At 59.9% G+C, this 25,459-nt stretch carries 23 protein-coding genes; 12 read left to right on the forward strand and 11 right to left on the reverse strand.

Annotated features, from left to right (window positions below; all coding sequences use genetic code 11):
• The first annotated feature begins 116 nt into the window (after nt 1–116).
• Together ASG55_RS19010 and ASG55_RS19015 are read left to right on the forward strand one after the other, a co-directional pair.
• Nucleotides 117–1,607 carry a helix-turn-helix transcriptional regulator gene (locus ASG55_RS19010; protein ID WP_056789194.1) on the forward strand — a complete coding sequence of 497 codons (1,491 nt, stop codon included), beginning with the start codon at nt 117–119 and terminating at the stop codon, nt 1,605–1,607.
• 146 nt (nt 1,608–1,753) lie between these two features.
• Nucleotides 1,754–2,011: a DUF1652 domain-containing protein gene (locus ASG55_RS19015; protein ID WP_024013284.1), complete on the forward strand. Its 258-nt coding sequence runs from the start codon at nt 1,754–1,756 to the stop codon at nt 2,009–2,011.
• 1,183 nt (nt 2,012–3,194) lie between these two features.
• Here ASG55_RS19015 and ASG55_RS19020 read toward each other — a convergent pair.
• From ASG55_RS19020 to ASG55_RS19035, 4 genes are all read right to left on the reverse strand, one after another.
• Nucleotides 3,195–3,962, reverse strand: a complete 768-nt coding sequence (locus ASG55_RS19020; RefSeq protein ID WP_041480848.1) for an SDR family oxidoreductase — start codon at nt 3,960–3,962, stop codon at nt 3,195–3,197.
• Between the two features lie 37 nt (nt 3,963–3,999).
• The gene (locus ASG55_RS19025; protein ID WP_056789195.1) at nt 4,000–5,067 is read right to left on the reverse strand and encodes a phosphotransferase family protein; all 1,068 of its coding nucleotides are present in this window, start codon (nt 5,065–5,067) and stop codon (nt 4,000–4,002) included.
• A gap of 163 nt (nt 5,068–5,230) precedes the next feature.
• The gene (locus ASG55_RS19030) at nt 5,231–6,199 is read right to left on the reverse strand and encodes a 2-hydroxyacid dehydrogenase (protein ID WP_056789197.1); all 969 of its coding nucleotides are present in this window, start codon (nt 6,197–6,199) and stop codon (nt 5,231–5,233) included.
• Nucleotides 6,200–6,354: 155 nt separating this feature from the next.
• A complete protein-coding gene (locus ASG55_RS19035; protein ID WP_056789204.1) occupies nt 6,355–6,738 on the reverse strand; it encodes a tautomerase family protein in 384 nt (127 codons plus the stop codon).
• A gap of 248 nt (nt 6,739–6,986) precedes the next feature.
• On the opposite strand from ASG55_RS19035, the gene ASG55_RS19040 reads away from it, so the two are divergent.
• The 3 genes from ASG55_RS19040 (at nt 6,987) to ASG55_RS19045 (ending at nt 8,936) form a co-directional block, all read left to right on the forward strand.
• Complete coding sequence (locus ASG55_RS19040; RefSeq protein ID WP_056789207.1) at nt 6,987–7,181, forward strand: hypothetical protein; 195 nt, start codon at nt 6,987–6,989, stop codon at nt 7,179–7,181.
• Nucleotides 7,182–7,230: 49 nt separating this feature from the next.
• Nucleotides 7,231–7,401, forward strand: coding sequence for a hypothetical protein (locus ASG55_RS27015; RefSeq protein ID WP_163032915.1), 171 nt, complete (start codon nt 7,231–7,233; stop codon nt 7,399–7,401).
• A 254-nt stretch (nt 7,402–7,655) separates the two neighbouring features.
• A complete protein-coding gene (locus ASG55_RS19045) occupies nt 7,656–8,936 on the forward strand; it encodes an HAAAP family serine/threonine permease (RefSeq protein WP_056789209.1) in 1,281 nt (426 codons plus the stop codon).
• A 198-nt stretch (nt 8,937–9,134) separates the two neighbouring features.
• Here ASG55_RS19045 and acnB read toward each other — a convergent pair whose 3' ends face one another.
• Nucleotides 9,135–11,744, reverse strand: coding sequence for a bifunctional aconitate hydratase 2/2-methylisocitrate dehydratase (acnB, locus tag ASG55_RS19050; protein WP_039763151.1), 2,610 nt, complete (start codon nt 11,742–11,744; stop codon nt 9,135–9,137).
• 467 nt (nt 11,745–12,211) lie between these two features.
• Here acnB and ASG55_RS19055 point away from each other — a divergent pair, with 467 nt between their 5' ends.
• On the forward strand, nt 12,212–12,682 hold the full coding sequence (locus ASG55_RS19055; RefSeq protein ID WP_024013275.1) for a DUF1289 domain-containing protein: 471 nt from the start codon (nt 12,212–12,214) through the stop codon (nt 12,680–12,682).
• 93 nt (nt 12,683–12,775) lie between these two features.
• Here ASG55_RS19055 and ASG55_RS19060 read toward each other — a convergent pair whose 3' ends face one another.
• Complete coding sequence (locus tag ASG55_RS19060) at nt 12,776–13,639, reverse strand: universal stress protein (protein ID WP_056789211.1); 864 nt, start codon at nt 13,637–13,639, stop codon at nt 12,776–12,778.
• Between the two features lie 159 nt (nt 13,640–13,798).
• Between ASG55_RS19060 and ASG55_RS19065 the strand changes: the two genes are divergently transcribed.
• The 3 genes from ASG55_RS19065 (at nt 13,799) to ASG55_RS19075 (ending at nt 16,665) form a co-directional block, all read left to right on the forward strand.
• Nucleotides 13,799–14,407 carry a tRNA-(ms[2]io[6]A)-hydroxylase gene (locus tag ASG55_RS19065; protein ID WP_056789213.1) on the forward strand — a complete coding sequence of 203 codons (609 nt, stop codon included), beginning with the start codon at nt 13,799–13,801 and terminating at the stop codon, nt 14,405–14,407.
• Between the two features lie 263 nt (nt 14,408–14,670).
• On the forward strand, nt 14,671–15,378 hold the full coding sequence (locus ASG55_RS19070) for a winged helix-turn-helix domain-containing protein (protein ID WP_056789214.1): 708 nt from the start codon (nt 14,671–14,673) through the stop codon (nt 15,376–15,378).
• A complete protein-coding gene (locus ASG55_RS19075; RefSeq protein ID WP_056789216.1) occupies nt 15,379–16,665 on the forward strand; it encodes an ATP-binding protein in 1,287 nt (428 codons plus the stop codon). It begins immediately after the preceding gene.
• Between the two features lie 99 nt (nt 16,666–16,764).
• Here the strand turns inward: ASG55_RS19075 and ASG55_RS19080 are convergent, their stop codons facing one another.
• Nucleotides 16,765–17,253: a GFA family protein gene (locus ASG55_RS19080; RefSeq protein WP_056789218.1), complete on the reverse strand. Its 489-nt coding sequence runs from the start codon at nt 17,251–17,253 to the stop codon at nt 16,765–16,767.
• Nucleotides 17,254–17,392: 139 nt separating this feature from the next.
• Between ASG55_RS19080 and glsB the strand changes: the two genes are divergently transcribed.
• A complete protein-coding gene (gene glsB / locus ASG55_RS19085) occupies nt 17,393–18,301 on the forward strand; it encodes a glutaminase B (protein WP_024013269.1) in 909 nt (302 codons plus the stop codon).
• 196 nt (nt 18,302–18,497) lie between these two features.
• Entirely contained in the window at nt 18,498–20,000 is a 1,503-nt protein-coding gene (locus tag ASG55_RS19090; RefSeq protein WP_056789219.1) for an aldehyde dehydrogenase family protein, read from the forward strand.
• Between the two features lie 119 nt (nt 20,001–20,119).
• Here ASG55_RS19090 and ASG55_RS19095 read toward each other — a convergent pair whose 3' ends face one another.
• Both ASG55_RS19095 and cynS read right to left on the reverse strand, forming a co-directional pair.
• Complete coding sequence (locus ASG55_RS19095) at nt 20,120–20,779, reverse strand: carbonic anhydrase (RefSeq protein WP_056789222.1); 660 nt, start codon at nt 20,777–20,779, stop codon at nt 20,120–20,122.
• A 57-nt stretch (nt 20,780–20,836) separates the two neighbouring features.
• Nucleotides 20,837–21,304 carry a cyanase gene (gene cynS, locus ASG55_RS19100; protein WP_056789225.1) on the reverse strand — a complete coding sequence of 156 codons (468 nt, stop codon included), beginning with the start codon at nt 21,302–21,304 and terminating at the stop codon, nt 20,837–20,839.
• Between the two features lie 120 nt (nt 21,305–21,424).
• Between cynS and cynR the strand changes: the two genes are divergently transcribed.
• Nucleotides 21,425–22,312: a transcriptional regulator CynR gene (gene cynR, locus ASG55_RS19105; RefSeq protein ID WP_056789228.1), complete on the forward strand. Its 888-nt coding sequence runs from the start codon at nt 21,425–21,427 to the stop codon at nt 22,310–22,312.
• 253 nt (nt 22,313–22,565) lie between these two features.
• Here cynR and ASG55_RS19110 read toward each other — a convergent pair whose 3' ends face one another.
• Both ASG55_RS19110 and ASG55_RS19115 read right to left on the reverse strand, forming a co-directional pair.
• Nucleotides 22,566–22,895 carry a hypothetical protein gene (locus ASG55_RS19110; RefSeq protein ID WP_056789230.1) on the reverse strand — a complete coding sequence of 110 codons (330 nt, stop codon included), beginning with the start codon at nt 22,893–22,895 and terminating at the stop codon, nt 22,566–22,568.
• A 542-nt stretch (nt 22,896–23,437) separates the two neighbouring features.
• Entirely contained in the window at nt 23,438–25,381 is a 1,944-nt protein-coding gene (locus ASG55_RS19115; RefSeq protein ID WP_056789233.1) for a DNA topoisomerase III, read from the reverse strand.
• Between the last annotated feature and the right edge of the window lie 78 nt (nt 25,382–25,459).

Genomic DNA, 25,459 nt, shown 5'->3' on the forward strand with positions numbered 1-25,459 from the left:
CTTTCGCGAGCAGGCTCGCTCCCACAGGGGTTTTTTGGCGATTTTGGGGTTGTGGCACGATCCCGAGCCGCTGCGGTCGTACTCTTCACCTAGCCGCATCACAGTGTGGAGATCCAATGAGCCAGGAAGTCCTGACCACCGAAACCAACCGTCGCCAGTTGCAGCAGATCATTGCCGGGCTGTCGGACGGGGTGATTCTGCTGGAACTCGACAAAAGCATTCTCTGGGCCAACGAAGCGGCGCTGACCATGCACGGTGTCAGCACCATCGGTGATCTGGGCAGTAACGCCGACGAGTACGCCAGACGCTTCACGCTGCGCTATCGCAATAATCATGTCTTGCCGCCGGACAACTACCCGATCAGCCGCGTCGCCCGCTGCGAGGCGTTCAATGATGTGCTGATTGAAGTTTCGTCCGTGGACGACCCGGAGCGGGTCTGGGTGCACAGTGTGCGCAGCATGGTGCTGACCGACCGCGTCGGCCAGCCCGAGTCGCTGGTGCTGATCATGAGCGACGTCACCGATTGGGCCAACGCTGAGCTGCGTTTCGAAAAAACCTTCAATGCCAACCCTGCACCGGCAGTGATCTGCCGACTCAGCGATTTGCGCTACATCAAGGTCAACCCGGGCTTTCTGGAAATGACCGGATATACCCGCGATCAGGTGATCGGCACTTCGGCTTACGAAATCGATATCTTCGAGCAGGCGGATCAGCGCGATCTGGCTGTCCAGCGCTTGCGCGATGTCGCGACCATTCCGCAAATGCAGGCGGAGTTGCGCCTCCCCGACGGTGGCAGTAAACAGGTGATCGTTGCCGGTCAGCCGCTGCTGCTCAATGACGAGAATTGCATGTTGTTCTCCTTCGTCGACATGGAGCCTCGGCGCCGGGTCGAAGTGGCCTTGCGTCAGAGCGAGGAGCGCTTTGCGAAGGCTTTTCGTCTGACTCCGGTACCGATTTTGATCTGCACCGCTGACAAGCAGGAGGTCATCGATGTCAATCAGGCGTTCCTCGATACCCTGGCCTATGACAGCGATGACGTACTCGGCAAAACCGTGACGCAGCTGAGCTTCATCCACGATGACAGCGCGCGCACGCGCCTGCTGTCGGCGCTGGCGAAGAACGGTCGGGTCGATCGGGTCGACGTGCCCGTGCGCAAGAAGGACGAGGAGTTGCTGGAGTGTGCGGTCTCGGCTGACACCGTGAACATTCACGACACGTCCTGCTATCTGCTGGTGTTGATGGACATGACCGAGCGCAAGCGCACTGAGCTTGAGCTGGTCGCGGCGATTGAAGAGGTGATGAAGGATGCGTCGTGGTTCAGCCGAACGCTGATCGAGAAGCTGGCCAACGTGAAGAAGATCAACTCGCCGCAGCTGCCCAGTGCCTCATTCACTGACCTGACGGCCCGTGAGCGCGATGTCCTGGGCTTGATCTGTGAAGGTCTGGCAGACAAGGAGATCGCTGCGCGGTTGAAGCTGGCGCCCAATACCGTGCGCAATCATGTGGCCACCGTGTACTCGAAAATCGATGTGCATAGCCGCAGCGAGGCGATCGTCTGGGCTCGAGAGCGCGGTTTGTTTTCGGGAGAGTGGGGCACCAAGGGCTAGCGCTGAGGGGTGCAAATGCACTAATTACAAGGGTGCAAATTCATGTATTGGCCAAGGCGTTGTGTTCTTAGGCTGGTGGGGTGCGGTGTGGGCCATTTCGGGCCTGCGATCGTGCCCCTTTTGAAACAGTCATAGGAACAACGTCAATGATGAATCTTGCGCAGTTGCGCGCTCGGCTCGAGCACAGTTTTGCGCCGCTGGCTTGTGAGTGTTCGGTGGATGGTGATCATTCGCTGACGGTCAAGTTGTATCACCGGGATTCGGGGCAGGTGGATCTGGTGATCAGCGGGCTGGATCTGGCTTCGCTGCGTACGCCTGGGGCGGTTGAGGCGTTGGTGGATGAGTTGCGGTATGAGCTTGAGAGCAATTCCTTGCGTTCTTCGCGGGATCCGGATTTGGCTTAAGCGCGCTTTGGTCTTGGCGGCCTTTGGGCCGGCCATGCTCTGGGGATTTTGGGTGTATATCCGTTTTTTTGGGTGTTGCGGCTGGCGGTTTCGCCCTTACGGCGAGTCCCTTTTGGCAAACGCCCCAAAAGGAACCAAAAGGTCTTCGCCCTGACGTTCGGCCCGCTCGCNTGGGTGTTGCGGCTGGCGGTTTCGCCCTTACGGCGAGTCCCTTTTGGCAAACGCCCCAAAAGGAACCAAAAGGTCTTCGCCCTGACGTTCGGCCCGCTCGCTTAGGCTCGGGGTTCCTTCGCTCCGGGATCGATCCTGGCGCAGCGGCTCCGGTTTGCTTCGCTGCACCTACACTCGCTGTGTACGACTGCGTCGTACGGTCGCTGCGCTCCCACGCCCGGATCAATCCCTCCACTCAGCCTGCCGACGGGCTCCAAGATCAAGATCAAAAGCGGTACTCGAGCTAACGCTCATCGTGTGTAGGAGCTGCCGAAGGCTGCGATCTTTTGATTTTGATTTTGATTTTCTGTGGGAGCGAGCCTGCTCGCGAAGGCGGCCTGACAGCCGACCTGGTTGTTACTGAACTCACTCGATCAAACCTGTGGGAGTGAGCCTGCTCGCGATGAGGCTCTCGCCGACAACCATCATCTCAATCCAGCCCTCTGCCGGACAATCCCCGCAAAACCGACAGCCAATCCCAACCAATCTCCCCAATCCACTGGCGCTAACAAGGCGCTCAGCTATAAAGAATGAGTGGTCAGGTCTTCCGTGGCCGGTTGGGTTGCGGGAGTTTGTCTCTCTTTACCGCGGGTCGTCCTATGAATAATCCTGGGAAACGCGTATTGCCGTTGGCTTTTCTTGCTGTGCTGTTGGCCGGTTGTGCCAGTCCTCCACCCCCTGCGCCTGTCGCGCCGCCGCCACCGCCGGAACGTCGGTGTGAGGTGCTGGAAAATACTGAGGTTGCCGGGGATGTGTATGTGGATGGGCAGGTGACGCGTCACATCACCACTACGCGTTGCATAACCCAATAAGCCGGCCAATCCCGCGGATGCAGGAGTTCTGGATTTCGGCACCGCCCCTGTGGGAGCGAGCCTGCTCGCGAATGCGTGGTATCAGTCAAAACATAGCTGACTGACACAACGCCTTCGCGAGCAGGCTCGCTCCCACACGGGTTAGCAATTTGCCTTGGATATCAGGACAGGAATCCGCCATCCACATTCAGCGCCACGCCAGTGGTGTAGCTCGACGCATCGCTGGCCAGGTACAGCACCGCGCCGGCCATTTCGCTTGGATCGGCTACGCGTTTGAGTGGGATCTGGGTCAGTGCCTGTTTCAGAATCGCATCGTTCTTGACCAGCGCCGAGGCGAATTTGGTGTCGGTCAGGCCGGGGAGCAGGGCGTTGCAGCGGATGCCGAATTGCGCGCATTCCTTGGCGAAGACTTTGGTCATGTTGATGACCGCCGCTTTGGTTACCGAATAGATGCCTTGGAAGATGCCCGGCGAGATGCCGTTGATCGACGCGACGTTGATGATGCTGCCGCCACCGTTTTCGCGCATGAGCTTGCCGGCTTCGACCGACATGAAGAAGTAGCCGCGAATGTTCACATCGACGGTCTTCTGGAACGCCCCCAGATCGGTGTCCAGCACGTTGCAGAATTGCGGGTTGGTCGCGGCGTTGTTGACCAGGATGTCGAGGCGGCCGAATTGTTCCTTGATCCCGGCGAAGACCTGGCTGATCTGCTCCATCTCACCGATGTGGCAGGCCACGGCTGTCGCCTTGCCGCCGGCGGCGATGATGGCGTCGGCGACGTGTTGGCAGCCTTCGAGCTTGCGGCTCGAGACGATCACGTGGGCGCCTTGCTGGGCCAGCAGTTTGGCGATGGCTTCACCGATGCCACGGCTGGCGCCGGAGACGAAAGCGATTTTGCCGTCGAGGTCGAACAACTGAGTCTTGGACATGGGTTTCCCTTGTTGAAAGTCTTGTTATTGGCCCGGATCAGAGGCTGGATTTCTGAATGACCTGCAGGCTCATCTGCTCCAGCAGTTTGTTCATGTGAATGAACTGCGCGAAGCGTTTGTCCTGCGTCTGGCCATGGTAGAAGCGGTAGTAGATCTGCTGCACGATGCCGGCCAGGCGGAACAGGCCGTAGGTGTAGTAGAAATCGAAATTGTCGATGCGGATGCCCGAGCGCTCGGCGTAGTAGTCGACGAATTCGCGGCGGGTCAGCATGCCCGGCGCGTGGCTTGGCTGGCGGCGCATCAGTTGCACCGGTGCCGGGTCGCCGGCTTCGATCCAGTAGGCGAGGGTGTTGCCCAAATCCATCAGCGGGTCGCCGAGGGTGGTCAGTTCCCAGTCGAGCACGCCGATAATTTGCATCGGATTGGCCGGGTCGAGGATGACGTTGTCGAAGCGGTAGTCGTTGTGGACGATGCTCGACGTCGGGTGGTCGGCCGGCATCTTGTCGTTGAGCCAGGCTTTGACCGCTTTCCAGTGCGGCGCGTCCGGGGTCAGGGCTTTTTCGTAACGCTCGCTCCAGCCCTTGATCTGCCGGGCGACGTAGCCTTCAGGCTTGCCCAGATCGCCGAGGCCGCAGGCGTTGTAATCGACCCGATGCAGTTCGACGAAACGGTCGATGAAGCTTTTGCACAGCGCTTCGGTTTTCGCCGAATCGAGGCCCAGCTCCGGCGGCAGTTCAGCGCGCAGGATGATGCCCTTGACCCGTTCCATCACATAGAACTCGGCGCCGATAACGGCTTCGTCGGTGCAATGCACGTAGGCCTTCGGGCAATACGGAAAGCCGTCGCGCAGTTGGTTGAGAATGCGGAACTCACGGCCCATGTCGTGGGCGGATTTGGCTTTGTGGCCAAACGGCGGACGGCGCAGAACGAACTCTTGCTCGGGGTATTCCAGCAGGTAGGTCAGGTTCGACGCGCCGCCAGGAAACTGGCTGATCTGCGGCGTGCCGGTCAGGCCGGGAATGTGCGCCTTGAGGTACGGATCGATCAGGCTGGCATCAAGTTCTTCGCCTGCACGGATCCGGGTGGACTGGTCAGTAAGCGCCATGCTTATCCCTTCTGCTTATTTTGGAGGCCAGACATCATTGGCTAATCTAATGGCGCGCTCGGGTGCTCACAAGCGCGGGTCGGTCTTATAGGTTAGCGTGTTGCTGGATAATCAACTTTGAGAATGGGGCAAAGATCGGCGCGGTTCGACGATGCCACGCGCGTTAATGCACGCGCTGGTTGTTCAGCTTGGGCGGCAGGGCGACGGGAGTCAGCACCGGTTGCCCGGAGAAAAACGCCATCAGGTTTTTCCCCACCAGTTCAACGGTGCCTTGCGTGGCTTCAGGGGACAACCCGGCGACGTGTGGGGTTAGCACAACGTTGCTGAGGTGTTTCAGGGCGTCGGGCACTTCCGGTTCGTGATCGAACACGTCCAGCGCTGCGCCGGCGATACGACGTTGCTCAAGTGCGGTGATCAGGTCTGCCGTTGCGATAACGCTGGCGCGGGCGATGTTGACGATAAAACCCTTGGGGCCGAGCGCATCGAGCACTGCTCGCGTCACCAGATGTTGCGTACCAATGCCGCCGGGCGTGGCAACGACCAGGAAGTCCGAGGCTCGCGCAAGATCGGTGGGTGTCGAGCAGAACGCATAAGCGACTTCGCTGCGCACCTGGCGGTTGTGGTAGCTGATCTGCATGTCGAAACCCAGCTCCGCACGCTTGGCAATCGCCATGCCCACCGCGCCCAGTCCGAGGATGCCCAGACGCTTGCCGGCCAGCGACGGGCGCATGATTTTCGGCCATTCACCGCGGCGCACGGCTGCATCGCAGCGCGGGATATCGCGGACCAATGCCAGCAGCAACGCCATCGCATGATCGGCCACTGACGAGGCGTTGACTCCGGCGCCATTGGTGACGGTGATCCCACGGTCACTGGCCGCTTGCAGATCGACCTGTTCGTAACCGGCGCCGATCACCGTGATGATTTTCAAGGCGGGCAGGGCGCTGATCTCTTGCGCGGTCAGACCCAGCGGGCCGCGAGTGAGCACGGCATCGATGCGACTGCCATGGGTGGCGATGGCTTGCGCACGTTCGGCTGGCGTTGGTGCGAGGATCAGGTGGAATCCCTGATGCTCAAGAATCGGCAGATAGTCATTGATCGTTTCAACCAGTACCAGAACGGTTGCGGGCATTGCGCGGCTCCTGTGATTGGCGGCGGGTGGGTCGCGAAAGTCGACTCAGAGTGCTGAATCCGCAGCGGCTTGGCAATCGTTGCATTCGCGCAGTGGTGCTTTGATTCTGGACGGGTTCGTGGAACAAGCAAGCACGCAGGCATGGACGCTGCGAATCAGCTGAGGTATTGCGCAATGCCGTTGCCAAACGACCAGTTCTCTTTCTTTACCTCCAGCAGATTGATGAACACATCCTCCAGGCGAATACCCAGTTGCGCATGCAGGCTCTCGGCAATGGTCTTGAACAGCAATTGTTTCTTTTCCACGCTGCGCCCTTCGCTGATGGTGATCTGGATGAACACCACGCCGTCGCTGCGCTCGATGCCGAGGTATTGCGGGTCGTACACGAAGTGCTGGCCGTCGTGCTCGTTGAGAATCTGGAAGTTGTCGTGCTCGGGCACATCGATACAGGTGCGCAGGGCGGCGTAGATCTGTTCGCCGATGCGCCTGGCGAAAGTGGGGTCTGGGTTTTGCTGGATGTCGACGCGGACCAGTGGCATGGGAGGCTCCTTGGGTTATGGCTTCTCTCACGCTAGATCAATGGCGGAGTTCTGGCAGGTAGTTGGTCTGGAATATTGCGGACCACTCGTATGAGGAGGCTTACGTGAATCGCGGATTTTGCCTACGGGGATGGCAGATGCGTCTGCTGGTCAGCGTGAATGGAACAGTTTGATGATAAGGGCATGACGATAGCCGTCGATGTGCATGCAAATGCTGACACCGATCCGCCAGCAGCCAAGGAGGGCAAATGTTCCATAACGATCGCGAAAATCTGGAGCTAGACAGGCTGGAAAACGAATCAAGGAAACTCGTGGCTGAATGGAAAAAGCTTCAGGCTGAAGAGAAAAAGTTATCAAGGGAGACGAAGCTCTATCCAATTGCAGTGTTTGGTGGAGTCTTGACTGCAATCACCGCAGTGGCAGGGTTTTTCTTCAAGTTGTGAGTCTTCATGCTTCACGACCGTCAGGCGCATTATTCAAAGGTTAATCAGTATGAGCACATATGACCGTAAGGCACGACTGGAGCAAATTGAGCGAGAGTTCGCAGAATATGACGAAGCGGTGCGCAATAGAGACAAGCGCGAAAATGGCAAGCTCTGGTTGCTTTTCGGCTTCGGGCTGTACTGCGTTTTATTGGGTTTCATGCTCGGCATATCGCTCTAGGCGCATTCGATGACGCATGGGTGGGTGCAAAACGTATCCGTTTGCGGCATCCGACGTATCCATAAACGACCTTGTTTTTTCTATAAACGACCATCCTTGGATCTGCTCCGCACAACCATTCCTCAGCTAAGTCTTTGCTTGCATTGATTTATCACGGAGAATCGCGCCCCTGTTTCGGCCGGAGCATGTCTGTCGGTTTTTTCCGACGCGTCCTGACCGAGTGGCAAGTGACCGGAATGCGGAGATCCGACCGGATGAATGATCAGGCCAATAGCCTCGAAAAGCGCTTCGACTCAGCAGCACCCGCTGAACTTTCGAGCTGGAATCGCCAGGACACCACCTGGATGCTGGGACTGTTTGGGACGGCCATTGGCGCCGGCACCCTGTTTTTGCCGATCAACGCAGGATTGGGTGGCTTCTGGCCGCTGGTGATCCTCGCGCTTTTGGCATTCCCGATGACGTTTTACGCTCACCGTGGCCTGACCCGTTTTGTCCTGTCCGGTCGCGAAGGCGCCGATATCACCGAAGTGGTCGAGCAGCATTTCGGTATCAAGGCCGGTGCCTTGATCACGCTGCTGTACTTCTTTGCCATCTTCCCGATCCTGCTGATCTACAGCGTCGGTCTGACCAACACGGTCGCCAGTTTCCTCGAACACCAACTGCACATCACGCCGCCACCGCGCGCGCTGCTGTCGTTCGTGCTGATTCTCGGCCTGCTGGCCGTGGTGCGTTGCGGTGAGCAGGCGATCGTCAAGGCCATGAGCCTGATGGTCTATCCGTTCATCGTCGCGCTGCTGTTCCTTGCCGTGTACCTGATTCCGCACTGGAACGGCGGCATCCTCGCCACCGCCTCGCAAGTGCCGGCGCCGTCAGCGCTGCTGCATACGCTGTGGCTGGCGATTACGGTGATGGTGTTCTCGTTCAACCATTCGCCGATCATCTCGGCGTTCGCGATGGACCAGAAGCGTCGTTACGGTGTGCACGCCGACGAGCGCAGCTCACAGATCCTCGCGCGCGCTCATGCATTGATGGTCATTTTGGTGCTGTTCTTCGTATTCAGTTGCGTGCTGACCCTGTCGCCAGAGCAACTGGCTGAGGCAAAAGAGCAGAATCTTTCGATCCTGTCGTACCTGGCCAACCACTTCAGCAACCCGACCATCGAGTTTGCGGCGCCGTTGATTGCGTTTGTGGCGATCTCCAAGTCGTTCCTCGGTCATTACATCGGGGCCAGCGAAGGCCTCAAGGGCCTGATCGTCAAGAGCGGCAGGCGTCCGGGCGCCAAAGCGCTGGATCGCATCGTGGCGGCGTTCATGCTGGTGATCTGCTGGATCGTCGCAACGCTTGATCCGAGCATCCTGGGCATGATCGAAACCGTCGGTGGGCCGGTGATTGCGGCAATCCTGTTCCTGATGCCGATGTACGCGATTCGCAAAGTGCCAGCGATGGCGCGCTATCGCGGGCAGGCGTCGAACGTGTTTGTTACGGCGGTGGGTCTGGTGGCGATTTCGGCGCTGGTTTACAAGCTGGCTGTGTGACCTGTCACTGATGACTGATCGTTCCCACGCTTTGCGTGGGAATGCCTCTTGTGACGCTCTGCGTCACGCTTGGGCACGCAGAGCGTCCGGGGCTGCGTTCCAACGCGGAGCGTGGGAACGATCAGAATGCTTGCCCGGCAGGCATAAAAAAACGCCGCTCATCTCACGATGGGCGGCGTTTTTTATGGCCTTGCAGCGTTAGGCTTGAACGACCGGGATCTTGGCGTTCGCAGCAGCTTCACGGAACTCGGCGATCTGGTCGAAGGACAGGTAGCGGTAGACATCGGCCGCCATGCTGTCGATCTTGCCAGCGTATTCCATGTACTCCTCGACGGTCGGCAGGCGACCGAGGATCGAAGCAACGGACGCCAGCTCGGCCGAGGCCAGGTAGACGTTCGCGCCGTCGCCCAGACGGTTCGGGAAGTTACGGGTCGACGTCGAGACCACGGTGCTGTTCGGCTCAACGCGTGCCTGGTTACCCATGCACAGCGAGCAGCCTGGCATTTCCATGCGTGCGCCGGCCTTGCCGTAGATGCCGTAGTAGCCTTCTTCGGTCAGTTGGTGAGCGTCCATCTTGGTCGGCGGCGACAGCCACAGACGGGTTGGCAGCTGACCCTTGACCTGATCCAGCAGTTTACCGGCAGCGCGGAAGTGACCGATGTTGGTCATGCACGAACCGATGAACACTTCGTCGATCTTCTCGCCAGCAACGCTGGACAGCAGACGGGCGTCGTCCGGATCGTTCGGCGCGCAGAGCACAGGCTCGTTGATCTCGGCCAGATCGATTTCGATGACTTCGGCGTATTCGGCGTCGGCATCGGCTTCCATCAGCTCAGGATTGGCGATCCAGGCTTCCATCGCTTGAGCACGACGTTCCAGGGTACGCGCATCGCCGTAGCCTTCGCCGATCATCCAGCGCAGCAGGGTGATGTTGGACTGCAGGTACTCGGTGATCGACTCTTTCGACAGCTTGATGGTGCAACCGGCAGCCGAGCGTTCGGCCGAGGCGTCGGACAGTTCGAACGCCTGCTCCAGGGTCAGACCTTCCAGACCTTCGATTTCCAGGATGCGGCCGGAGAAGGCGTTTTTCTTGCCTTTCTTCTCGACGGTCAGCAGACCGTTCTGGATAGCGAAGTACGGAATGGCATGAACCAGGTCACGCAGGGTGATGCCAGGTTTCATCTTGCCTTTGAAGCGCACCAGGATCGATTCCGGCATGTCCAGCGGCATGACGCCAGTGGCAGCGGCGAACGCGACCAGACCGGAACCGGCCGGGAACGAGATGCCCATCGGGAAACGGGTGTGCGAGTCACCACCGGTACCGACGGTGTCCGGCAGCAGCATGCGGTTCAGCCACGAGTGGATGATGCCGTCACCCGGACGCAGGGAAACGCCGCCGCGGGTCATGATGAAGTCAGGCAGGGTGTGGTGGGTGGTCACGTCGATCGGCTTTGGATAAGCCGCGGTGTGGCAGAACGACTGCATCACCAGATCAGCGGAGAAGCCCAGGCACGCCAGGTCTTTCAGTTCGTCACGGGTCATGGGACCTGTGGTGTCCTGAGAACCCACGGTGGTCATCTTCGGTTCGCAGTAGGTGCCAGGACGCACGCCTTGGCCTTCTGCCAGACCGCAAGCCTTGCCGACCATTTTCTGCGCCAGGGTGAAACCCTTGGTGCTTTCAGCCGGAGCTTCCGGCTTCTTGAACAGGTCGAACGGCGGCAGACCCAATTCGGCGCGAGCCTTCTCGGTCAGGCCACGGCCGATGATCAGCGGGATACGACCGCCGGCACGGACTTCGTCCAGCAGCACCGGGGTTTTCATTTCGAAAGTGGTGATGACTTCGTCGGTACCGTGCTTGCAGACTTTGCCAGCGTGCGGGTACAGATCGATCACGTCGCCCATGTTCATGTTCGACACGTCGAACTCGATCGGCAGGGCGCCGGCATCTTCCATGGTGTTGTAGAAGATCGGAGCGATCTTGCTGCCGAAGCAGAAACCGCCAGCGCGCTTGTTCGGCACGTACGGGATGTCGTCGCCGAAGAACCACAGCACCGAGTTGGTGGCCGATTTACGCGAGGAACCGGTACCGACCACGTCACCGACGTAGGCGATCGGGAAGCCCTGGCCGCGCATTTCTTCGATCTGCTTCATCGGGCCGGTCTTGCCTTGCTCGTCCGGAACGATGCCGTCACGGGCCATTTTCAGCATGGCCAGGGCGTGCAGCGGGATGTCAGGACGCGACCAGGCGTCTGGCGCAGGGGAGAGGTCGTCGGTGTTGGTTTCGCCGGTAACCTTGAATACGCGCAGGCTGATCTTGTCGGCCAGCACCGGGCGCTTCTTGAACCACTCGCCGTCAGCCCAGGATTGCAGCACGGCCTTGGCGTGAACGTTGCCGTTCTTGGCTTTTTCGGCGACGTCGTGGAAGGCGTCGAACATCAGCAGGGTGTGCTTGAGTTCTTCGGCGGCGACTGGCGCCAGCTCGGCGTCGTCCAGCAGTTCGACGAGGGTGACAATGTTGTAGCCGCCCTGCATGGTGCCGAGCAGTTCTACAGCGCGTTTCTTGTCCAGCAGAGGGGAGGTGGCTTCGCCCTTGGCCAGGGCAGACAGGAAACCGGCCTTGACGTAGGCGGCTTCGTCCACTCCAGGCGGTACGCGATTGGTGATCAGGTCAACGAGGAAAGCTTCTTCGCCAGCCGGAGGGTTCTTCAGCAGCTCGATCAGGCCTGCTGTTTGTTCGGCGTTAAGCGGCTGGGGAACGATACCCAGGGCTGCACGCTCTTCGATATGTTTGCGGTAGGCTTCAAGCACAGTTATTACCCTCATCAGTGGTCCCAAATGGGTGTCCGGGACGCTCATCCCGAAATTGCCGTACTCATGCGCCTCACGACGTTGTGGGTCGTTCGGCCAGAATTACCGGCAATTCCTTACAGAAGCTGCTTTCAAAGTTTTACGCCTGCAGAACGGGGAGCTGATGAGGGTTGGCGTTGGGCTTTTCCCCGCTGGAAAAACCCTTCGCCAACACCGCTCTGAAGGAACGACTGTGCTCGTGACGCTTTGAAAACAGCTTCTAACGGACATTGGCGCCTTAAAAGGCTGGCTGATTCTACGGCAAAAAAAATTTAAAGGTAAGTCGCGCTCTATTGGACTTTCGTGGCAATCAGCGCGGCCGGAGCAAACCTGCGACGCTGGCGAGACCCTGTTGTTTGAGGGGTGATCAATGCCCGACAAAGGGCTAACATGCCGGCCTGTTCCGCGTTTCAGTGTTCTGCCCATTTATGCCCAATCAGACCATCAAGACCCCCTGCGTCGGCCTCTGCTCCACCGTTTACGGTGACCTGGTGTGCCGTGGCTGCAAGCGTTTCCATCACGAAGTGATCCATTGGAACGGATACAACGAGGAGGAAAAACGTGCGGTGTGGCTGCGTCTGGAGCAATTGCTGTCACAAGTGATGGCGAGCAAAGTCGAGATCTTCGATCCGGCGCGCCTGCGCGAGCAGCTCGAACAGCGCAAGATCCGTTTCGTACCGCATCAGTCGGAATATTGCTGGGCCTACCAGCTGATCGCCAGGGGGGCGCGGGTGATCATTAATCTCGAGGCGTACGGGATGGTGTTGCTGCCGGAATTCCGCGACTGGAACCTGCCGGAACTGCGCGATGCCATTGATCGGGAATTCTTCCTGCTGTCGGAAGCGCATTATCAGCGCTATATCGCCCCGGGCTTTCTGAAAGACGCCTTCGGCGCCTAGAAGCTTCGCGAGCAGGCTCGCTCCCACAGGGAAATGCATTCCAGATGTGGGAGCGAGCCTGCTCGCGAAAGCGCCAGTCAGACATGGCTATCCTCAGTGTTTTGCCGTCAGTTCCACCAGATGATCCTCAACCTCCTGTGGCTTGAGCACCAGCACATCGCTTTCGAGCGTATCCAGCACCGCTTCAGCGGTATTGCCAATCAACGCGCCTGACAAGCCACTGCGCGCTACCGTGCCAATTACCGTTACCGCCGCCTGCAGCTTGTGCGCCATGAACGGGATCAACACATCCGCCGGGCCTTCCTCAATGTGCAGGTGCTCGTCATCGACATCGAACTCCGCCTGAAACGCCCGGCATTGCTCGCGATATCTGGCTTCTATGGTGGATTTGAGCTGAAACGTCGGGTCAGCCGCCGAGAGCATCGGCGACGGATGCGCGGTGATCACATGCAGATGCGCCTTGGCCAGACTGGCGATGTCGTAGCCGTGATCAATGATGGTGCTGTGCAGATGCCGATGCTCACCATCGGCATTGCCGACATCGACGGCGGCGAGAATCACTTTGTCCTTCCACGAACCGGCGGTTTTTACCAGCAGCACCGGGGTAGGGCAGTGGCGCAGGAGTTTCCAGTCGGCCGGGGTCAGCAGGGCTTTTTTCAGCGAGCTGTCGGGGAAGTGCTGTTTGATCACCAGGCCGCAACCCTCGGCCTGCTGCACATCGATGATGGTTTCGTGCAGGCTCTCGTTCCATGCCTGTTCGGTGGTCACGCTGTACCCTTCGGCGAGCAATGCAGCCTTGAGCACGCTGAGCAGGCCGGCGTGGTCATGCTTCTTGTCACACACCAGCAGATGCAGATGGGCCTGGGTGACACCGGCGATCAGCTTGGCGCGTTTGAGCGCCAGGCTTTCTGCATGTTCAGGTTCGATGACCACCAGAATGCTGCGAATGGCTTGCATGAGCGGAGTCTCCAGCAAAGAAAAGGCACGGCGTTGCACAACTATAGTTGCTACCCGAACGTCTGCGACTTGATGCATATCAACAGCCCCCGCTGGTGGTCTGCGGACAGGCCGGTATAATCGGCGCCCTTCGCTCGAACACCTTTTACCGTGAGCCCCATGATCCTTCCCGAAATCCACGAATTCCTTGGCTGCCGCACCCCCGACGCCTGGGTCCAGGCGGCATTGGCCGACCAGGAAACCCTGCTGATCGACCACAAGAACTGCGAGTTCAAGGCTGCCAGCACGGCGCTGAGCCTGATTGCCAAGTACCACGCCCACGTCGACCTGATCAACATGATGTCGCGCCTGGCCCGGGAAGAACTGGTGCACCACGAGCAAGTCATGCGCATCATGAAGCGGCGCAAGATCGAACTGCGTCAGCTGCACGCCGGCCGCTACGCCTCCGGCCTGCGCAAAGTGGTGCGCAGCCACGAACCGGTAAAACTGGTCGACACGCTGGTGGTTGGCGCGTTCATCGAAGCACGCAGTTGCGAACGATTCGAAGCACTGGTGCCGCATCTGGATGAAGAGCTGGGCAAGTTCTATTTCGGCCTGCTGAAAAGCGAGGCGCGGCACTTTCAGGGTTATCTGAAACTGGCCTATCAGTATGGTGATGCCAAGGATGTCGCGCAGGTGATCGAGCGCGTCCGTGTGGCCGAGCAGGAACTGATCGAGTCGCCGGACGAGGAGTTCCGCTTCCACAGCGGCGTGCCGGTCGCCGCATGATCGGGTAGGAGCTGCCGCAGGCTGCGATCTTTTGATCTTGTTGTTACAAATCGAAAATCAAAATATCGCAGCCTTCGGCAGCTCCTACAGAGGTCCGCAATTCAATCGGACATCATTGTCGGATTGTAAAAAACTCTTAAGAGTATGAAACATCACCGAAAAACCGGCCCAAGTGGCCGGTTTTTGCTGTCTGCCGTCATCGCCTGTTCGATGAATGCCAGCATAATATCGGCCCTTTCACGTTTGGCTTGGCAACGGTTGTTATGGATAACCTGGGTTTTGGCAAAGTCCTGCTGGTCGAAGACGATGAGCGTCTCGCCGCACTGATCGCATACTTTCTTGAACAACACGGCTACGAGGTGCGCACGGTGCATCGCGGCGATCTCGCCATGGCTGCATTCCTGGAATTCAAGCCGAAAGTGCTGGTGCTCGACCTGATGTTGCCGGGGCAGAGCGGTTTGCAGGTCTGTCGGGAAATTCGCAGTGTCTCGGACACGCCGATCGTGATCCTCACCGCCAAGGAAGACGATCTCGATCACATCCTCGGTCTGGAGTCCGGCGCTGACGATTACGTGATCAAACCGATCAAACCGCCGGTATTGCTTGCGCGGCTACGGGCGCTGCAACGGCGGCAGACGCCGGACACCAGCGTGGTGAGTTTTCTTGAGTTCGGGCAATTGAGCATCGACCGCAGTTGCCGGGAAGTGCGCTTGGCCGGTGAGCTGATCGAGCTGACCACCATGGAGTTCGAATTGCTCTGGTTGCTCGCCAGCGCGGCAGGCAAGATTCTTTCCCGCGATGACATTCTCAATCGCATGCGCGGCATCGCTTTCGACGGCCTCAACCGCAGCGTCGACGTCTACATCAGCAAATTGCGCAACAAACTCAAGGACAATCCCCGCGAGCCGGTGTGCATCAAGACCGTGTGGGGCAAGGGCTATCTGTTCAATCCGTTCGCGTGGGAGTTGTAGATGCTGCGTTTGTTCCTCGGGCTGTTTCTGGTGATGACGGTGGGTCTGGTGCTGGCCTTGCAGGCGGTCGAGCACACCTTCAACGCCTTGCTCGACAGCCAGACGCAGGATTACAACCGTGAAGCCGTGCGTGGTCAGGCGTGGTCGCTGGTCGATCATCTGCAAGGCCGCCAGGGCGCCGAGCGTGAACAGAAACTCGATTCATTGCGTGCGCACTACGGTCTGTCGCTGAGTCTGGTCGAGGCCGATCAACTGGCCCTGACACCGCAGGAAAATGCCGAGCTCGCGCGGAACCTGTTGGTGATCCGCGACGATTACACGCAGTTCATCAGCAACATCGATGGTGGCTCGCAATTGCTCAGCATCAAGCTGCCGCCGGAGCCTAGCCTGATGCCGTTCTACATCACCGCGGCGTACATGATGCTCGCAGTGCTGATCGGCATCGTTCTGTTTTTCTGGGTGCGCCCGCACTGGCGCGATCTGGAAAAGCTGCGGCTGGCGGCCGAGCGTTTCGGCGACAACGATCTGTCGGTGCGCATTCAGTTGTCGCGGCGCTCGAACATCCGCGATCTGGCCGAGCACTTCAATCTGATGGCGGCGCGCATCGAGGGCTTGATCGCCAATCAGCGCGAGCTGACCAATGCGGTGTCGCACGAATTGCGCACACCGATCGCGCGGCTGTCGTTCGAACTTGATCAGCTCAAACAGCAACCCGACGCGAGCCAGAATCGCGAGCTGATCGCCGACATGTACGCCGACCTCGGTGAGCTGGAGGAGATGGTCTCGGAATTGCTGACCTACGCCAGCCTCGAGCACGGCGCGACAGTGATCAAACGGGAGAATATTCATGCGGCCGACTGGCTCGACAGCGTTGTCGGCAGTGTGGCGCTTGAGGCCGAAGCAGTGGGCGTGCAGCTGTCGATCACCGATTGCCAGGTCGACACTGTAAGCATCGAACCGCGCTTCATGGCGCGGGCGGTGATCAACCTTTTACGCAATGCCATTCGCTATGCCGAGCAGCGCGTCGAGGTGTCGCTGCTGCGCAACGGCGATGACTATGAAGTGCGGGTCAGCGATGACGGGCCGGGCGTGCCGCTGGAGGGACGGGAGAAAATCTTCGAACCGTTTTCCCGACTGGATGCCAGCCGGGATCGGCGTACTGGCGGTTTCGGGCTGGGCCTGGCGCTGGTGCGGCGGGTTTCGCAGTCCCATGGCGGGCAGGTTGAGGTTGGCGACTCGGTGTGGGGCGGGGCGTTGTTCAGGATGACCTGGGCGCATCTGGACTGATTGATATTGCCTGACCCGGCCCCTTCGTGAGCAGGCTCGCTCCGACAGGTGATCGCAATCCAAATGTGGGAGCGAGCCTGCTCGCGAAGGGCGCGGTGATCAGCGAGTCACACCGAGTCGCTCATGCCACTGGGCGATTGATTCTTCGGGATATACATCAAACTGCTGATCCTTCGGCTTCGCCTCGACCTCAACCCACGGCGCTTTCGAGCCAAGCATCAGGTGCGTGTGTTCCGGCGGCACCGGCAGTGGCGTGTCGATCGCCGAGGCGAATGGATGAATCAGCTCTGGCCACTCCGGGCTGAACAGCCAAAGGCCGCTGCCGCACAGCGCACAGAAGTGGCGTTCGGCGCTGCTGCGATGGGCGCGCTTGTCGCCGTCAGCTTTCATCTTCGCGTGATAGATGCTGATGTTTTTGCGTCCGCGAACCTTGAGAGTGGTCGCGTCGCCGCCAAGGTTGATCGCATAACCGCCACCGCCCTGGGTCTTGCGGCAGATCGAGCAATAGCAGCGTTGATAGGGATAAGGATGGGCGCTGTCGAGGCTGAACGTGACTTCGCCGCAATGGCAGGAGCCTTCGAGGTGCATGGTGCTCTCCCGTGTCTGAATGGTCCGCTCCAGCCTAGAACATTCTGCTGGATGCTTGCCGGTGTGATGCGACCGGCGGGCGCAGCGTCTAGCCCCAGTGTCCCCGCGATCCCATGGGGCGAGACTTTCGGAACCCGGCATGCAAGCGCTGTTGAACGAGATCCTTGACGCCGTCCGGCCCCTGATCGGGCAGGGCAAAGTTGCTGACTATATTCCCGCCCTCGGCACGGTGCCGGCCAACCAGTTGGGCATCGCCGTGTACAGTAACGATGGCGAAATGTATTGCGCCGGCGACGCTGAAACGCCGTTCTCGGTGCAGAGTATTTCCAAGGTGTTCAGCCTGGTGCAGGCCATCGATCATTCCGGCGAAGCGATCTGGGAACGGCTCGGCCACGAGCCGTCCGGCCAGCCGTTCAACTCGCTGGTGCAACTGGAATTCGAGCGCGGCCGCCCGCGCAATCCGTTCATCAATGCCGGTGCGCTGGTGATCTGCGACATCAACCAGTCGCGCTTCGCCGCGCCGACACTGTCGATGCGCGACTTCGTCCGGCGTCTGTCCGGCAACCCGCAAATCATGATCGACGGCAAGGTCGCCGACTCCGAATACCAGCACCGCGCGCGCAATGCGGCGATGGCCTATCTGATGCAGTCGTTCGGCAACTTTCACAACGATGTCGAAGCGGTGTTGCGCAGCTATTTCAGCCATTGCGCACTGCGGATGAATTGCATCGATCTGGCCCGGGCGTTCTGCTTTCTGGCCAATGACGGGTTCTGCAAGCACAGCGGCGAGCAGATCCTGACGCGCCGCCAGACCCAGCAGGTCAATTCGATCATGGCCACCAGCGGTTTGTACGACGAGGCGGGCAATTTCGCCTATCGCGTCGGCTTGCCAGGCAAGAGCGGGGTCGGCGGCGGCATCGTTGCGGTGGTGCCGGGGCAGTTCAGCGTGTGCGTGTGGTCGCCGGAGTTGAACGCCGCCGGCAACTCGCTGGCGGGGATGGCAGCGCTGGAACTGCTGAGCTCGCGGATTGGCTGGTCGGTGTTCTGACCCACCTGAACACCACATGACCCTGTGGGAGCTGGCTTGCCAGCGATGAGGCCCTGTCAGTCACTATAAATTTGCCTGAACCACCGCTATCGCTGGCAAGCCAGCTCCCACAGGTTTCTTTAGTGTTTGAGGAGGTGTATTTCAGCCAGTAATCCGCTACATTTTCCGACCGCCCTCTGCATGGTGAATCCGCTTCATGTCTCTTGCGCTCGAACGTCTAGTCGCTGGCACGCCGATCCCTTTCGCTGGTAACCGCGTCACCGTGGTCAGCCCCGAACTGGCCGCGCGGTTTCAGCCCGGTGACCATTTGCTGGTCGAGCAGGTCAGTGGCGAGTTGTTGCTGATCCCCGTGGCCGATCAACAGGCCGCCTCGGTGGCAATCGAGCGTGCGGCTGCAGCATTCACCGCGTTGTCGGCGGTGTCCGATGAAGCCATCAGCCAATTCTTCGACCTGTTTGCCCAGCGCTTGGAAAACCCTGAATGCTGGTCGCAGATCGAAACCGCCAACCGCACCGACATCGAACGGGCCAAGGCGCGCGGTCGCTCGACCACACGCTTGCTCGCCGATGAACGCATGCGCCGCGACATGATCGCCGGGCTGCGCGCCTGGCGTGATGCGCCGCCCACGCGTGGCAAAGTGATCAGCAGTGTCGAGCACGACGGCTGGAAGGTTGAGCAAGTCGTCTCGCCGCTGGGCATCGTCGCGTTTGTCTTCGAAGGCCGTCCCAACGTATTTGCCGACGCCGCCGGCGTGTTGCGCACCGGCAATACGGCTGTGCTGCGCATCGGCAGCGATGCGTTGGGCACTGCGCAAGCTATCGTCACTCACGCCTTGAACCCGGCGCTGGCCGAAGCCGGTTTGCCGGTGGGGGCGGTGTCGTTGGTCGAAAGTGTCAATCACGCCGCCGGTTGGGCGATGTTTGCCGATCGGCGTCTGTCGCTGGCGGTGGCGCGCGGCTCGGGCCGTGCGGTCAGTCAGTTGGGCAGCATCGCCCAGCAGGCCGGCACTGCCGTCAGCCTGCACGGCACCGGCGGCGCGTGGCTGATCGCCGACCGTGACGCCGACGCCACACGCTTCGCGGCGGTGGTGCGCAACTCGCTGGACCGCAAGGTCTGCAATACCCTCAACGTCTGCCTGATTCAGCGCGAACGCGCCGATGAGCTGGTGCCGCTGTTCCTCGAAGCTTTGAAAGACGCCGGTACTGCGCGCGGCCAAGGCTGCAAATTGCACATCGTCGCGGGCAGTGAAAGTTGCCTGCCAAGCGAATGGCAGAACGCAACAGTCGAGGTTTATCGCGCCGAGGGTTACCGGACCGAAGCGCTGGCCGAATCCTTGCCCGAGTCGGACCTGGGCCGCGAGTGGGAATGGGAAGAAACCCCGGAAGTCAGCCTGATGATTGTCGACGATCTGGATCAGGCGATTGCGCTGTTCAACCGTTACAGCCCGCAATTCACCGTGTCGTTGATCAGTGAGGCGGCGGCGGTTCAGGAACGCTTCTACAACGCGGTGAATGCGCCGTTCGTAGGCAACGGCATCACCCGTTGGGTCGATGGCCAGTACGCGTTGAACAAGCCGGAGCTGGGCCTTTCGAACTGGGAGAGCGGGCGCCTGTTTGCGCGCAGCGCGATTCTTTCCGGTGACGGCGTGTTCACCGTGCGCAGCCGAATGACTCAGGTAGATCTCACGGTGAAACGCTGATCTGTTGATCGTTCCCACGCTCCGCGTGGGAATGCAGCCCGTGACGCTCCGCGTCACTGGACGCAGAGCGTCCCTAGAGGCATTCCCACGCAGAGCGTGGGAACGATCACGGTGGGGAGTCAGGCAGCGTGGCTGGCTTTCGCGCTGATCGCGCAAGTCTCAGGCCGCTCGGCCAGCGGCACAAAGGTACGACGATCAGAAGAGAGTGCGTCGATCGAACCGGTCTCGATGTCGTAAACCCAGCCATGCAGATTCAACCGGCCTTGCTCCTGGGCCAGGCGCACACTCGGGTGGGTCTGGATATTCGCCAGTTGCGCAATCACGTTCTCGCGCACCATCGAGCTCAATTTCGCCGTGTCGCTGCCATGCACGCGCGCTTCGTTCACTACCTTCGCCGATTCGGCATGCTGCAGCCAGCCATTGACAGCGGGCAGGTGATCCATGCATTTGCACTGGGCAATCGCTGTCATCGCGCCGCAATCCGAGTGGCCGCAAATCACGATATCGGTCACCCCCAGCACTGCCACCGCATATTCCACCGTCGCCGAGACCCCGCCCGGATGCGGGCTGTAGGAGGGCACGATATTGCCAGCATTGCGGATCACGAACAGCTCGCCGGGCTCTTGCTGGGTCAGCAGCTCAGGCACCACACGGCTGTCGGAACAGGTGATGAACAGCGTGCCGGGTTGCTGAGTCGTGGCCAGATGTTTGAACAGTTCGCTGCGTTGCGGGAAGGCTTCGTTCTGGAATTTCAGGAAGCCGTCGATCAGGGCTTTCATGGCATGTCCTCGTGGCAGAAATGAGATGGCCCGCACGCAGGGTGCGGGCCGGGCGTATCAGAACGGACGCAGCGGCAGGAACTTGCCGTCGAGGGTCACCACGGCGCGGGAGCCGCCTTCCCGGTCTTCGACTTTCTTGATGTCCAGTTTGAAGTTGATCGCACTGATGATGCCGTCACCGAACTGTTCGTGAACCAGGGCTTTCAGCGTGGTGCCGTAGATCTGGATCATTTCGTAAAAACGGTAGATGGTCGGATCGGTCGGCACGCCGCTGAGGCTGCCGCGCAAAGGAATGATCTGCAGAGCGGCGACGTCATCTGCGCTGAGGTCAAGCTTGTCGCCGACCACTTGAGCAGCGTTTTCCGGCAAAGGATGCTGGCCGAGCAGGGCGGCGGTAACGTAGGCCAGGCTGAGGCCGGTGCCGTCGGCGAGATCCTGCCACGACAGAGCTTTTTTCGCCTTGGCGTCGAGAACGCGGGTGGTCAGGGCCAGGCTGTTGTCGCTGTAGGCGTGGGACTGTTGCATGGTGTCACTCCTTTCAGGGGTTGGCTTGCTGTGTGGAAGCAATGTTGCGCCGGTCGATTCATAGCGTCCAAGACCGATATACAATGCTGCGCATAAGCCCTGCCTATAGATGGTGTTTCCATGCTTTTGCGACATTTGCGTTATCTGCTCGCCGTTGCCGATCACGGCGGCTTCACCCGCGCCGCCGAAGCGCTGCATGTATCGCAGCCGACGTTGTCGCAGCAGATCCGGCAGCTGGAAGAAACCCTCGGCGTCAGTCTGTTCGATCGCACCTCGCGCACGGTGAAACCGACCGATGCCGGCGCGGCATACATTGAATGCGCACGACGCGTGCTGGTGGAGCTGGAGGCCGGACAGCGCGCCTTGCACGATGTGAAGGATTTGTCGCGCGGCACCTTGCGCCTGGCGATGACGCCGACGTTCATGGCGTATCTGGTCGGGCCGTTGGTGCGTGATTACAGGGCGCGGTTTCCCGGGATTCATCTGGAAATCTTCGAACTGTCGATGGACGACATCGAGGCCGGGCTGGCGGATGACTCGCTGGACGTCGCGATCGCGTTTACGCCGGTACGCAATGCCGATATCGAATGCATACCGGCGTTTACCGAGACGCTGGGGATCATGGTCGGGCCTGGGCATCCGCTCTATGGCAGCCCTTCGGTGTTGACGCCGGCGGAATTGGCATCACTGGATTTCGCCTTGCTGGCGCCGGGTTTCATTACGCGGTTATTGGTGGATGAGTATTTCCGACAGCACGGGATCACGCCGCAGGTGCGCATCGAGGTGAATTCGGTGAGTACGTTGCTGGAAGTGGTGCGGCATGCGCCGCTGGCGACCATGCTGCCCGAGGCGATTGCCAGCGAAGACCGCGCGTTGCGCCGCTTGCGTGTTGAAGGGGAGGCGCCGCAGCGGGGAGCGGCGTTGTTGCGGCGCAGGAATAATTATCACAGCGCGGCGGCGTTGGCGTTTGTGGAACTGGTGCTCGGCATGAAAAGCCCCTCACCCTAACCCTCTCCCAGCGGGAGAGGGGACTGACCGAGGTGTTTGGTCAAGTCACGCCGACCTGAACGAGCTTCGTTGACTCATAATCGCCACGGTCATTCAGGTCTACGGTTGAGCTGAGGCAACTCGGTCGGCTCCCTCTCACTCGGGAGAGGGCTGGGGTGAGGGGCGACGGGGGCACTCACGCCGCATAACTCAAAAGAACAACAAAGGGCCTGCTCCCAATCGGAAGCAGGCCCTTAGTCAAATAATCTACAACTCAATAAAACCGATCAATCACTCGAACTTCATTTTTGTTCTGCATCGAATCCCACGCCTGTTTCAGCGTCTGCAGCACATTGCCAATGAAGTCCTTGTCGGCCGCAGCTTTCTTGCCGACATAACCGTGGCCGCGGCGGTACATCTTCAGGCGGGCCAGCAGGTTCTGGTGATTGCGGTCGAATTCTTCTTCGCCAGCGTGAGGCGACAGGCAGTCAATGTGTACCTGCCCCGACTTGCTGATCCAGAGAATATGGCTGTCGTGGCTGTCTTTCTGCGCCGCGAACATACGCGCCAGTTCTTCGATGGTGGGTTGATTGTTCAGATTCATTGTTATGCCCCTTGACCAGTCTGGTGATCTTTCAAAGTTGATTCGCTAATACAGGTAGCCCATCGGTTAGTTGATCCCTGGCACCGAAACCAGGACGTCAGCGTTCGCCCGTGTGAAGTACGGGGTCGTGCATCTGTTGCATGTAGTCGTGTTGAATAACTGCTACGCAATAGCGTCACAACGAGGAGAAGCAGCGAAAACCGGGAGGCTCCTTGACGACAATCCAGTGTCGGCCACAAGCGTCTTGAGAATTTTCGCCAGCGCTTCTCGTCCTTGTACTGGACGTTCAGGCCAGGTCAGCTTCTTCAATCTGCCTTGTGGGCAGCGTGTATCCGGAAAAAACAACTCGGCGGTCAGACGAGTTTGCTCAAGCGTGTTACCAGTGCTCCCGATCGGGGAACGTCTTCATCATGCAAAAGCAAAACGACGCCGTCAACGGTTTTGTAGTGATTATTTTCAAGCACTACATATTGTCGGACAAAGCTGTTTTGGAATGAGAAAAGATCCGTTTCGACAACGTCGAGAAGGGAACCGCGAGGGATTCAGCGAGTCGTCGGACGCGCCGTGCGTTTGCGCGTACCGGCGGTTTTGCTGGGCGTCGACTTACGCTTTTTCTTCCACGGCGCTGCGGCTTTGCCGGCAGGCGGCGGGCCGCTGATGGTCAGGCTGAGGGCGGAGCAGCGGGTGACCTGCTTGCTCATCCACGCGGCCTGTTTGGTGACGAATTCTTCCAGACTCATCTCGCCGCTCTGCACCATGTCCAGGGCCTGTTCCCAGATCGCCGTGGTGCCAGGGTCGGCGATCGCGCGAGGCACTGCGTCGATCAGGCTGAACGCGGCAGGTGTCGCCGCCAATGCCTTGCCGTTCTTGACCAGATAATCGCGATCCAGCAGCCCTTGGATGATCGATGCACGGGTAGCTTCGGTGCCGATGCCGGTGGTGTCCTTGAGTTTCTGTTTGAGCAGCGGATCCTCGACCAGTTTGGCGACGTTCTTCATCGCCTTGATCAGATCGCCTTCGGTGTAGGGTTTTGGTGGCTGCGTCCACAGATCCTTGAGATTCACTTTCGACACAGCGCATTCGACGCCTTGGCTGAGGGTCGGCAAGGTTTGCGGTGCTGGTGCTTCGCGGCCCCTGGCCGGTGCCAGTGCTTCGGGCAATGCGCGCTTCCAGCCCGCTTCGATGATCTGCTTGCCCACCGCGCGCAGGGCCTGCCCGTTGCAATCGAAATCGGCTTGAGTGCGATCGTATTCGTGATTGGGCAGGAACTGCGCCAGGTAGCGCGCGCGAATCAGTGTGTACACCGCACGATGCTTGCCGCTCAGGCGTTCAAGATTCTTCGCGGCGATGGTGGGAATGATGCCGTGGTGAGCGCTGACCTTGGCGTCATTCCACGCCCGCGAGCGCCGTTGCGGTTCGAGATAACCCAGCAAGGCTTCAAGGCTCGGATCGGCCTGGCGCAACGCTGTGAGGATCGATGGCGCCTCACTGTGTTGGCTCAACGGCAGAAAGCCGCAATCACTGCGCGGATAGGTGATGACTTTGTAGGTTTCGTAAAGGGCCTGGGCGATGTCGAGGGTTTCCTGCGCGCCAAGGCCAAGCTTTTTCGAGCAGACTTCCTGCAAGGTGCCAAGATCGAAGGGCAGCGGCGCCACTTCGCGCATGCGCTCGGTCTTCAGCTTGATCACCCGTGCGCTGTCAGCACTGCTGATCGCCGCCGCCGCTTGTTGCGCCAACGCCTGATTCAGGCAGCGATCCTGATCATCACAAACGTCGGACGGCGCGCGCCATTGCGCGGTAAACGCCGTGCCGTTGTGCAGCAAATCCACGTCGATTGCCCAGAACGGTACGGGGACGAAATCGGCGATGCTGCGGTCGCGGTCGACCACCAGTCGCAGGGTGGGCGTTTGCACTCGGCCCACAGGCAGCACGCCCTGATAACCCGACTGCCGGCCCAGCAAGGTGAACAGTCGACTCATGTTCATGCCGATCAGCCAGTCCGCGCGTGAACGGCCCAGCGCCGAGTGATACAGGCTGAAGGTTTCGGCCCCCGGCTTCAGCGCAGCGAGGGCCTTGCGAATCGATGCCTCGTCCAGCGCCGACAGCCACAAGCGGCGGATCGGCCCGCGATAGCGGCAGTGCTCGACCAGTTCCCGGGCGATCATCTCGCCCTCACGGTCGGCATCGGTGGCGATGATCAGTTCGCTGGCTTCGCCGAGCAGGCGCTTTACCGCTTTGTACTGGCTGGCAGTGCGCGGCTTGACGGTCATTTTCCACTTGTCCGGGATAATCGGCAGATCGGCCAGCACCCAGCGTTTGTAGCGCGCGTCGTAGGCGTCCGGCGGTGCGGTTTCGAGCAAATGGCCGATGCACCAGGTCACTGTGACGTCCGTCCCCAACCAGCAGCCGTCGCCGCGACGCTTGGCGCCGACCACGGCCGCAATGTCTTTGGCCTGGGAAGGTTTTTCACAGAGGTACAGCCGCATAGCTACCATCGCTGGTTGGTGTGTGGAGAGGGCACAGGATGGCGGGAGTTCGCGGCGGGAGCAACTTTTATCTGTATG

It is taken from the genome of Pseudomonas sp. Leaf434 (assembly GCF_001425545.1).
Classification (GTDB): Bacteria; Pseudomonadota; Gammaproteobacteria; order Pseudomonadales; family Pseudomonadaceae; genus Aquipseudomonas; species Aquipseudomonas siliginis.

What these genes read in the sequence shown, in the direction of transcription:
- ASG55_RS19010 (WP_056789194.1), top strand. Translation starts at nt 117, where the DNA reads ATGAGCCAGGAAGTCCTGACCACCGAAACCAACCGTCGCCAGTTGCAG.
- ASG55_RS19015 (WP_024013284.1), top strand. Translation starts at nt 1,754, where the DNA reads ATGATGAATCTTGCGCAGTTGCGCGCTCGGCTCGAGCACAGTTTTGCG.
- ASG55_RS19020 (WP_041480848.1), bottom strand. Translation starts at nt 3,962, where the DNA reads ATGTCCAAGACTCAGTTGTTCGACCTCGACGGCAAAATCGCTTTCGTC.
- ASG55_RS19025 (WP_056789195.1), bottom strand. Translation starts at nt 5,067, where the DNA reads ATGGCGCTTACTGACCAGTCCACCCGGATCCGTGCAGGCGAAGAACTT.
- ASG55_RS19030 (WP_056789197.1), bottom strand. Translation starts at nt 6,199, where the DNA reads ATGCCCGCAACCGTTCTGGTACTGGTTGAAACGATCAATGACTATCTG.
- ASG55_RS19035 (WP_056789204.1), bottom strand. Translation starts at nt 6,738, where the DNA reads ATGCCACTGGTCCGCGTCGACATCCAGCAAAACCCAGACCCCACTTTC.
- ASG55_RS19040 (WP_056789207.1), top strand. Translation starts at nt 6,987, where the DNA reads ATGTTCCATAACGATCGCGAAAATCTGGAGCTAGACAGGCTGGAAAAC.
- ASG55_RS27015 (WP_163032915.1), top strand. Translation starts at nt 7,231, where the DNA reads ATGAGCACATATGACCGTAAGGCACGACTGGAGCAAATTGAGCGAGAG.
- ASG55_RS19045 (WP_056789209.1), top strand. Translation starts at nt 7,656, where the DNA reads ATGAATGATCAGGCCAATAGCCTCGAAAAGCGCTTCGACTCAGCAGCA.
- ASG55_RS19055 (WP_024013275.1), top strand. Translation starts at nt 12,212, where the DNA reads ATGCCCAATCAGACCATCAAGACCCCCTGCGTCGGCCTCTGCTCCACC.
- ASG55_RS19060 (WP_056789211.1), bottom strand. Translation starts at nt 13,639, where the DNA reads ATGCAAGCCATTCGCAGCATTCTGGTGGTCATCGAACCTGAACATGCA.
- ASG55_RS19065 (WP_056789213.1), top strand. Translation starts at nt 13,799, where the DNA reads ATGATCCTTCCCGAAATCCACGAATTCCTTGGCTGCCGCACCCCCGAC.
- ASG55_RS19070 (WP_056789214.1), top strand. Translation starts at nt 14,671, where the DNA reads ATGGATAACCTGGGTTTTGGCAAAGTCCTGCTGGTCGAAGACGATGAG.
- ASG55_RS19075 (WP_056789216.1), top strand. Translation starts at nt 15,379, where the DNA reads ATGCTGCGTTTGTTCCTCGGGCTGTTTCTGGTGATGACGGTGGGTCTG.
- ASG55_RS19080 (WP_056789218.1), bottom strand. Translation starts at nt 17,253, where the DNA reads ATGCACCTCGAAGGCTCCTGCCATTGCGGCGAAGTCACGTTCAGCCTC.
- glsB (WP_024013269.1), top strand. Translation starts at nt 17,393, where the DNA reads ATGCAAGCGCTGTTGAACGAGATCCTTGACGCCGTCCGGCCCCTGATC.
- ASG55_RS19090 (WP_056789219.1), top strand. Translation starts at nt 18,498, where the DNA reads ATGTCTCTTGCGCTCGAACGTCTAGTCGCTGGCACGCCGATCCCTTTC.
- ASG55_RS19095 (WP_056789222.1), bottom strand. Translation starts at nt 20,779, where the DNA reads ATGAAAGCCCTGATCGACGGCTTCCTGAAATTCCAGAACGAAGCCTTC.
- cynS (WP_056789225.1), bottom strand. Translation starts at nt 21,304, where the DNA reads ATGCAACAGTCCCACGCCTACAGCGACAACAGCCTGGCCCTGACCACC.
- cynR (WP_056789228.1), top strand. Translation starts at nt 21,425, where the DNA reads ATGCTTTTGCGACATTTGCGTTATCTGCTCGCCGTTGCCGATCACGGC.
- ASG55_RS19110 (WP_056789230.1), bottom strand. Translation starts at nt 22,895, where the DNA reads ATGAATCTGAACAATCAACCCACCATCGAAGAACTGGCGCGTATGTTC.
- ASG55_RS19115 (WP_056789233.1), bottom strand. Translation starts at nt 25,381, where the DNA reads ATGCGGCTGTACCTCTGTGAAAAACCTTCCCAGGCCAAAGACATTGCG.